The sequence below is a fragment of the uncultured Chloroflexus sp. genome (genome assembly GCF_937129525.1).
In the GTDB taxonomy this organism is placed as follows: domain Bacteria; phylum Chloroflexota; class Chloroflexia; order Chloroflexales; family Chloroflexaceae; genus Chloroflexus.
In genome coordinates this window covers 1-8,991 of the sequence record NZ_CAKZNK010000124.1, presented here as the reverse complement: position 1 = coordinate 8,991, position 8,991 = coordinate 1, and the positions used below count along the sequence as shown (strand labels likewise).

Here is an 8,991-nt window from a genome sequence, read left to right as displayed (position 1 = left end):
CTGGGACGAAGTCGTAACAAGGTAGCCGTACCGGAAGGTGCGGCTGGATCACCTCCTTTCTAGGGAGTTCGCTCCTAAGACTTCAATCAACACTACTACGGCGCGGCTTCATCACCACGCGTGCCTGTTAAGGTGAACACAATGCCCTCTCTCCAGGCGAGAGAGGGCATTGTATTTTGGGCTGTTGACGTTCCGTGTACCTGTGCTACACGCGGCGCAGGGTGTTGTGAATGCCTTTAACCAACTACCCGCGCCTGCAAAGGCCAGTAACGCCGTCCTAGATAGGCGCGCGCCAATCGGGCTGCATACGCAACTGCTCGTTCGGTGGCCGGACTGAGTGATAAGCTTAAAGACGTGTCGTATGCGGGAATGGTGATGATAATAGCCCGCGGTGCGCGACCATATAAGAGTCGCGCCAGAGTCAGCAAAGTGGCTGGATCACTTTGATGACCAGAGATAAGGGTGGTGGCCGGTTCAATCGCGCGCACTTCGACATTGGTTCGATCGATCGCTGCATCGAGAAAGACGACCCGTCGCGCGCGCGCAATAGCTGCCGCTAGTTCGGGTGTGAGTTGCGCCTGCATAATGACTTGCGCGCCTGCTACACGCCATTGACGTATCCGATCGGCGGCTGCCTGCCCGGCATAGTCGTCGCCACGCACCGGGCTACCGTAGCCGATGATAAGACCTTGCGGCGCTATCGCCGGACGCCGGCACTGGCAGTTGTGCCCCATAGCCAACCCTTTCCGCAGTGATTATCGTATGCCGATAATGACAATTATAACGCATAGAGCGACATCTCACACCCGATAATTGGTTGAGAGTTCTGATTTTTACTGTAAGGTTTCGTTGTCATCGCTCTTGATGGCGATCAGTCTACTTTCGTTTCAGTTGGGTCGATGAGGCAAGCGCATGAGTTGATGTTCCGAAATCGTATGATCTGCCTCTCAACGAGCTAATCGGTTCACTAGTGTACCGCGCGCATCGTACAGCTCCACTTCCATTGCCATGTGCCCAACTGCATGGGTTGAGCAACTCAGGCACGGATCGTAAGCGCGTACACCTGCTTCGATCCGATTAAGGATGCCTTCATCAAATCGGCCAGCGCGGATGTAACTCTGGGCAATCTGGCCTACCGCGCGGTTGATGGCAAGATTATTTTGACCGGTTGCAATAATCAGATTGACGTAAGTAATCAATCCCTTCTCATCAACCTTGTAGTGATGGAAGAGGGTTCCGCGCGGCGCTTCACTCACCCCTACTGCCTCGTGCCGGTTAACACCGGCATCGGCACGCAAATCGTTCGAGAGCAGATCGTCATCTTCAATCAGCATCTCCATCCGTTCGAGCGCGGCAATGATCTCGATCAGGCGCGCATGATGATAGTAGAAACTGCCTTCGATCACCGGTCCGACCTGGGAGCGCAGCTCGCTGAGTTCGGCATCTGCTCGCGGCGCACCCATTGTGGTGCAGACGTTCAGTCGAGCCAGTGGCCCGACCCGGTACATCCCGGCTGGATAGCCCAGCGCTCGAATGTACGGGAATTTCAGATAGCTCCACGGTTCTACCGCTTCGCCGATGACATCGCAATAGTCGATTGGATCAAGCTCGTCGATCAGAATCTGTCCGTGCTGATCAACGATGCGTAGTTTGCCTCCGTAGTGCATCCAGCGTCCGCCCGGACCAACCATGCCCAGATACAGGCTGGGAAAGACCCCGAACGTCTGGATTTCACGCCGGTAGCGTTCACTGAGGCGCTTGAGCCGCTCCATCGCGTCGAGGGCGATAGCTAACATCTCGGGCAACCTGGCCCGAATCTGGTCACGACCACTCTGGCTGAGACCGCTGCGCACTCCTCCTGGCACTGCCCACGCCGGGTGGATCTTCCGTCCTCCGAGTAGTTCGATCACCTCTTGACCAAACTGGCGCAAGCGGATGCCATTGCGAGCAACTTGTGGTTCGGCCTCGATCAGGCCGAAGATGTTGCGGCGGGCTGGATCACTGTCAAAACCAAGCATGAGATCAGGCCCGCTGAGATGGAAAAAGCTGAGCGCATGCGACTGAATGATCTGACCGAGGTTCATCAGCCGGCGTAGCTTTTCGGCTGCCGGGGGAATGATGACAGCCAGCAAACCATCACCGGCGCGCGCCGAAGCGAGCAGGTGACTGACCGGACAGATCCCACAAATGCGCGCGGTAATGCCTGGCATCTCCCAGAATGGTCTTCCGATGCAGAAGCGTTCAAAGCCGCGAAATTCGGTAACATGGAAGCGCGTTTCGGCGACATCGCCCGCATCGTCGAGGTGGATGCTGATTTTGGCATGACCCTCGATGCGCGTGACCGGATCGATGACAATACGTTGGCCCATCACACACTCCTTGTGTAGTTTGCTGGGGCTGGTTGTGCGAGGGCGCTCCAGCGCCCGCGGCATCAGGTGTCAGAACAACGGGCTGTATCATGGTTCTGCTTGACCCTATTCCACCATGTCCGTTGTAACCCTTAGTTGTAACCCTTAGTTGTCGCCGTCTATCCAAATCGCACATCGACCGCTACTTCCCGCCCTTCGATCAAGCTCTCCAGCAATGCTCGTATTCTTGGCGCTGATGGAGGACACCCCGACAGATAGTAGTCAACCGGTATCACCTGATGCACCGGAACTACTTTGTCGAGCAGTACCGGCACGATCCCCGGCTCATAGGGAATGACCCCGCCTGGATCGCTGTGTTCGATGTACACTTGCTGTAACACGTTCTGGCTTGGGCCGAGCGGGTTACGGAGAGCGGTCACATTCCCGGTGACAGCGCAATCGCCAAACGAGACGATGATTTTGCTGTGGCGGCGCGCAGTGCGAGCCAGTTCCAGGTGTTCATCATTGGCAATCGCGCCTTCGATCAAGGTGATGTCTACGTCCGGAGGAAAATGTTTCGTGTCGGCAATCGGGCTGTAGACTAGCTCGGCACGCGCTGCCAGCTCGATCAACCATTCGTCGAGATCGAGTAACGACATATGGCAACCCGAACAGCCGCCCAGCCAGATAGTAGCAATCCGCAATCGGCTCATGCATGGCTCCTTACATCAATGGCTCAAGGTTCGTGAGCCGTGGCACAATGGGGGCAAAGTTACCAATCGAGACGCGCGTCTGGCATGCTGTCTCTTTGCCCCTCTCTATCATCGTCTACCAGCGTTGTTTGCGCGCTTCCACAATCAGCGCAATGCGCTCACTGGCGTGCGGTCGTTCACCTACTGTCACTCCCCGCGGGAAGATAGCACCAGTTGGGCAGGCAAGCTGGCACTTGCCGCAACTGGTACAGGTAGTTGACGTTCCCCACGGCTGGTTCATATCGGTGATCACCCGTGAGTCTATACCGCGCCCAGACACATCCCACGTGTGTACTCCTTCGATCTCATCGCAGGCCCGCACACAGCGTGTGCAAAGCACACAACGGTTGTGATCGATTCCAAACCGTGGATGCGAAATATCAACCGGATAGGCAACCGACATGTATTCATAACGCACGTGATCCATACCGACTAGGGCAGCCAGCCGTTGCAGTTCACAGTTACCGCTGGCGACGCATACAGCGCAGACATGGTTGCGCTCGGCGAAGAGCAGTTCGACGATCTGTCGTCGATACGAACGCAAACGTGGCGTGTTGGTATGCACCACCATCCCTTCACTCACCGTCGTCATGCATGCCGGTTGGAGTCGGCGTTGCCCCTCAATTTCCACCAGACATAGTCGGCACGCGCCAACATCCGACAAGCCATCAAGGTGACAGAGGGTTGGAATGGTAATTCCGGCCTCGCGAATGGTCTCTAACAACATTGCGCCGGGCCGAGCCGACACCAGATGCCCATCAATCGTAAGCGTTTTAGCTGCCATGCTCGACCTCCGCACCGATTAATCGCTCGTATTCATGCCGGAAGTAGTGCAGCGTGCTCATCACGGGATTGGGGGCTGATTGACCCAATCCACAGAGGCTTGTCTCACGCATTAATTCGCACAAGGCCTCGATCTCGATCAGATCGTTACCGCTTCCTTGCCCGTTCCGCAATCGGGTGAGCAGGTTGAAAAGCTGAACAGTGCCTACCCGGCAGGGAATGCACTTGCCGCACGACTCATCTTTGCAGAATTCGATGTAGAAACGCGCGACATCTACCATGTTGGTGTGTTCATCCATCACCACCATGCCGCCCGAACCCATAATCGAGCCAACTGCTGCCAGTGATTCGTAGTCAACCGGGGTATCGAACAGGCTGGCCGGAATACAGCCGCCTGACGGTCCGCCGGTCTGCACTGCCTTCACCGGGATACCGTCAGGCGTGCCACCGCCGATCTCTTCAACGATTTCACGCAAACTAATGCCCATCGGCACCTCAATCAAACCGGTATTGCGAATTTTGCCGGTTAAAGCAAAGACCTTTGTCCCTTTGCTCTTGGCAGTGCCGATGCTGGCATACCATTCTGGCCCGTTTTCGATGATGGCTGTGACGTTAGCAAACGTCTCCACATTATTAATCAGCGTTGGCATACCCCACAGGCCGCTCTCTGCCGGGTATGGAGGGCGCGGACGAGGTTGACCGCGGCGACCTTCAATCGACGCAATCAAAGCCGTCTCTTCACCGCAAACGAATGCGCCGGCGCCAACCCGAATGTCAATGCGGAAGTTGAAACCACTCTCGAAGATCTGGGCGCCGAGGAGACCGAGGCGGCGCGCCTGCACGATGGCTTTCTGCAAACGTTCGATTGCCAACGGATACTCGCCGCGCACGTAGATGAAACCCTGCTCGGCGCCAACGGCGTAAGCGGCAATGGCCATGCCCTCAAGCACCAGATGCGGATCGCTCTCCAGCACGCTGCGATCCATAAATGCGCCTGGATCGCCTTCGTCAGCGTTGCAGACAACGAATTTGCGCTCACCAGGACTCTTGGCCACGGTCGCCCACTTGAGGCCGGTCGGATAGCCGGCGCCGCCCCGTCCTCGCAAACCGCTGCGCGTGATCGCATTGATCACTTCAGCAGGCGTCATTTCGTGGATCACATGATAGAGCGTTCGGTAGCCACCTACCGCGATATAGTCTTCGATCCGCTCAGGGTTGATCTGACCACAGTGGCGTAATACGATCGGTAACTGGCGCGTAAAGAATGGATGGTTGCGATCGCAGCGCGGCACATTGCATGGGCCGCCTTCAAGCGCGGCGACAAGCTCTTCGGCATCAGCCGGCGTCACCCGCTCGAACAACTCACCTGACGGTTCGATACGCACCAGCGGGCCGTGGCCGCACAATCCCATACAGCCAACCGGCATAATATCGACTTCAGCCAGTTTACCGGCAGCCGTCAGCACTGTCTCAAGGCGACGCTTGATTTCGAGTGATCCTGAGGCCTGACATCCGGCGGCAGCGCAGCAGAGGATGCGCAGACGCGCGCGCTGGCTCTGTTCACGTTCAGCAATGGCTTCAAGTTCGTGGAGTTCCATACGCTACTCCTCATGACCGAGCAGCGCTCGAATGCGCGCTGTGAGATCGGAGCGGTCGGCATGGCCAATAACCTCGCCATCGAGCACTGCTGCCGGCGCAATACCACATGCGCCGAGGCAGCGAGCGGTCAGCAGTGAGAAACGGCCATCAGCGCTGGTATGACCCGCTTTGACGCCACTCAACGCTTCAAGTTCGTGGAGCAAGAGCGAAGCGCCGCGCACATAACACGCCGTTCCCAAACAGATAGTACAGGTATGTTCACCCTGGGGAGCGAGCGAGAAGAAGTGGTAGAACGTGGCAACGCCGTAGACCCGGCTCGGCGGTAAGCGCAGCCGTTGCGCCACTTCACTGAGCAATTCCGGCGAGAGGAAACCGTACAGTTCCTGCGCTTTGTGCAGAACTTCGATCAGCGCATCGCCCTGATACTGGAAGCGCTTCATCGTGGCTTCGAGGATCTTGCGCCGGTTGTCGCCAGCGACGCGCGCGCTCCGGTCAACATCGGTATTCGTCGCGGGTGTCGTCATTGAACATCTCCCTGACTGATGAGCGGACGCTATATTGATACTAATTCACTGGCAATTGTTTTGGCGAAAAGAGTTGATTACCGGACGTTAACGTGTTGATAGCAGCAACGGGAGAGTGGCACAGCAGCAGAGATGAAGTGTGAAGGAAAAACGCATAAGGGCGGGTTCTGCTTCCCACCCTTACGCGCATATCTTATAATCGTGTAGTGCGTTTGGTTGCGCTGTCGCTGTTCGCGCTAATCAGCCGATGCCGGCGCCTGAGCAACCTCTTTCAGCGACTCGCTTTCGCGTTTGCTCTGCCAGATTGCCCAGACCAACGCAACCAGACAGATCACCATTGCGACAATCACGCCGGGGTTGCCCGGTTCGATGGTGACGATAATCGGCGCGATGATCAGCGCCACCAGGTTGATCACCTTGATCATCGGGTTAAGCGCGGGGCCAGAGGTGTCCTTCAACGGGTCGCCAACCGTATCGCCGACAACTGCAGCTTTGTGTGGTTCGCTGTGCTTACCGCCGAAGTGTCCCTCTTCAATATACTTCTTGGCGTTGTCCCACGCGCCACCAGCATTAGCCTGGAAGACTGCCATCAACTGGCCGGTGAGGATGATGCCGGCCAGGAAGCCACCGAGCGCCTCAACGCCGAGTGTAAAGCCGACGAGAATGGGCACCAGCACGGCGATCAGGCCGAGGCTGATCAGCTCTTTTTGCGCCGCTGTGGTTGAAATCTGCACGGCGCGCGCGTAATCAGGCAATACCTTGCCTTCCATCAGGCCGGGAATGCGGAACTGCCGGCGCACCTCATTGACGATTTGCGCCGCCGCGCGCGACACGGCGCGGATGGTCAGCGCTGAGAAGAGGAAGGGTACCGCGCCACCGATCAGTAACCCGATAAACACAGTCGGCGCAGCCACATTGATCGATGAGAGCAGCTCGATCCCCTGGGCGCCCTGATCCATCATCTGCTTTAGCACCTTATTAACATCGGTGAAGTACGAGCCATAGAGCGCCACCGCAGCAATCACCGCCGAACCGATGGCAATTCCCTTGGTAACAGCTTTGGTCGTATTGCCCACTGCATCGAGGTCGTCCATGACGTTGCGGGCATTCTTATCAAGACCGGCCATCTCACCGATACCGTTGGCGTTATCGGAAATGGGGCCGAAGCTGTCCATCGAAATGGTGTTACCGGTCAACAACAGCATACCGATACCGGTGAGCGAGACGCCGTAGAGGATGGAGGTAAACTGGGTTGCGGCTGGCTCACCAGCATAGATCAACACCGAAGTGAAGACCGACGCCGAGATGACCAGGATCGCCCATACGCTGCTCTCCATGCCAAGGGCCAGACCGGAGAGGATGTTAGTCGCCGAGCCGGTTTGTGACGACCGGGAGGTCTCTTTCACCGGACTGAAATGGGTGCTGGTGAAGTATTCAGTCAGTTTATCGAGGGCCAGCGCCAGCACCACACCTGACAGGGTGGCAAAGAAGGGTCGCCAGTCAACGTTGCCAGCGGCATCGACCATGAAGACCGGCGTCGCGGCGGCGCTGGCCAGAATTGCCAGGCCAGCAGCGATGTAGAAGCCGCGATTCATTGCCGCCATCGCGTTGCGCTTGCGTTCGTCGGTGGTGACGAACAGATTGCCGATTACCGAGGCAACGACACCGATGGCGCGCAGTACCAGCGGGAAGATGATAAAGCGCAGATCGTACTGGCCGTCGCCGATGGTACCGACCACTGCATCACCCAGCACGATACCGAGGATCATCGCCGATACCAGAGTGACTTCGAAACTCTCGAAAACGTCGGCAGCCATACCGGCGCAGTCACCTACATTGTCACCGACGAGATCGGCGATCACCGCCGCGTTACGTGGATCGTCTTCGGGAATGCCTGCCTCAACTTTACCCACCAGGTCGGCGCCCACATCAGCCGCTTTGGTGTAGATACCGCCGCCTACACGCATGAAGAGCGCGATCAAGGAACCGCCAAAGCCGAAGCCGAGCAGGGCATCAGGAGCAGCAATACCGAAGACCATGAAGATCAACGTGCCGCCCAGCAGACCGAGACCGACGGTCAACATACCGGTCACCGAACCGGATTTGTACGCCACTTGCAGCGCCGGATTATACCCCTTGCGCGAGGCTGCTGCCACTCGCACGTTACCTTCGACCGCCACATTCATGCCCACGAAGCCAACCGCGTAGCTGAAAAGCGATCCCATCAGGAAGGCAACGGCGCGTCCAATTGCAACCCAGAGTGTCGCTGCCTCTTCACTGCCAAACCGTTCGACAGCCTCTGTTGTGGGTGGGATTATGAACACACTTGCCGCCAGGACAAAGGTCAAAATCACGATCAAGATTGAGATGGTGCGGAACTGTTGGCTAAGATAGGCGTTTGCACCGGTCTTGATAAAACCCCAGACCTCACGCATCTTGGGTGTGCCCGTATCTTGAGCGAGAATCTGGCTCCGAATGAAGAAGGCGTATCCGATACCGAGGAGCGATACGACGAGTACGGCCCAGACCGCAAGACTTTGGACGGCTTTCAGATCCTGCATGATCCCAACTCCTTCGTTGCATGAATGCACGACCCAATGTGTGCCGGCGCAGCGCGCAGATTGATGGGATTGCGCGGGGCGCTGGTAGTGGTGAAAATCCCTGCTCCAGACGTGGATTATTCTAGCATAGCCCGGTTACGATTGCAACGAGCGGCACAAACCTGATGTTGGGCAGAAGCGGTGCGAAAACCGTGCATTATTGCCGAACAATCAGCTTCCCGAGCCGACGGAAGGCCAGCTCAATCCCGTTTTGCAAATTGGCGCCAACGGTAAGCCGGCCCAGGTCGACGCCGAGCTGAACAATAGTCTGGGCAATTTCCGGGCCGATCCCGACCAGAATGACCTGCGCGCCGATCAGTTGGGCGGCGCGCGCCGTTTGCAGCAGGTAGTTGGCGACGGCGGTATCGATCACCGGCACGCCGGT

Annotated in this window: 8 protein-coding genes and 1 rRNA gene; 1 reads left to right on the top strand and 8 read right to left on the bottom strand. The window is 57.3% G+C overall.

Annotation, left to right across the window (positions count from 1 at the left end; all coding sequences use genetic code 11):
• Positions 1-59: ribosomal RNA gene (locus Q0650_RS15340) — 16S ribosomal RNA — on the top strand; the annotation flags it as partial.
• A 177-nt stretch (positions 60-236) separates the two neighbouring features.
• Here the strand turns inward: Q0650_RS15340 and Q0650_RS15335 are convergent.
• From Q0650_RS15335 to Q0650_RS15300, 8 genes are all read right to left on the bottom strand, one after another.
• Complete coding sequence (locus tag Q0650_RS15335) at positions 237-734, bottom strand: hydrogenase maturation protease (RefSeq protein ID WP_298820509.1); 498 nt, start codon at positions 732-734, stop codon at positions 237-239.
• A gap of 213 nt (positions 735-947) precedes the next feature.
• Positions 948-2,369, bottom strand: a complete 1,422-nt coding sequence (locus Q0650_RS15330; RefSeq protein ID WP_298820508.1) for a Ni/Fe hydrogenase subunit alpha — start codon at positions 2,367-2,369, stop codon at positions 948-950.
• Between the two features lie 158 nt (positions 2,370-2,527).
• Complete coding sequence (locus Q0650_RS15325) at positions 2,528-3,061, bottom strand: oxidoreductase (RefSeq protein ID WP_298820507.1); 534 nt, start codon at positions 3,059-3,061, stop codon at positions 2,528-2,530.
• Between the two features lie 115 nt (positions 3,062-3,176).
• Positions 3,177-3,884 (bottom strand): bidirectional hydrogenase complex protein HoxU, encoded by a 708-nt coding sequence (hoxU, locus tag Q0650_RS15320; RefSeq protein ID WP_298820504.1) that lies wholly within the window; start codon positions 3,882-3,884, stop codon positions 3,177-3,179.
• A complete protein-coding gene (locus Q0650_RS15315) occupies positions 3,874-5,481 on the bottom strand; it encodes a NuoF family protein (protein ID WP_298820502.1) in 1,608 nt (535 codons plus the stop codon). Before Q0650_RS15315 ends, hoxU begins: the two co-directional genes overlap by 11 nt.
• 3 nt (positions 5,482-5,484) lie before the next feature.
• Positions 5,485-6,006: a bidirectional hydrogenase complex protein HoxE gene (hoxE, locus tag Q0650_RS15310; RefSeq protein ID WP_298820500.1), complete on the bottom strand. Its 522-nt coding sequence runs from the start codon at positions 6,004-6,006 to the stop codon at positions 5,485-5,487.
• Positions 6,007-6,242: 236 nt separating this feature from the next.
• A complete protein-coding gene (locus tag Q0650_RS15305) occupies positions 6,243-8,567 on the bottom strand; it encodes a sodium-translocating pyrophosphatase (RefSeq protein ID WP_298820497.1) in 2,325 nt (774 codons plus the stop codon).
• Between the two features lie 196 nt (positions 8,568-8,763).
• Positions 8,764-8,991: STAS domain-containing protein (locus tag Q0650_RS15300; RefSeq protein ID WP_298820494.1), on the bottom strand; the 228-nt coding region annotated here is incomplete at its 5' end.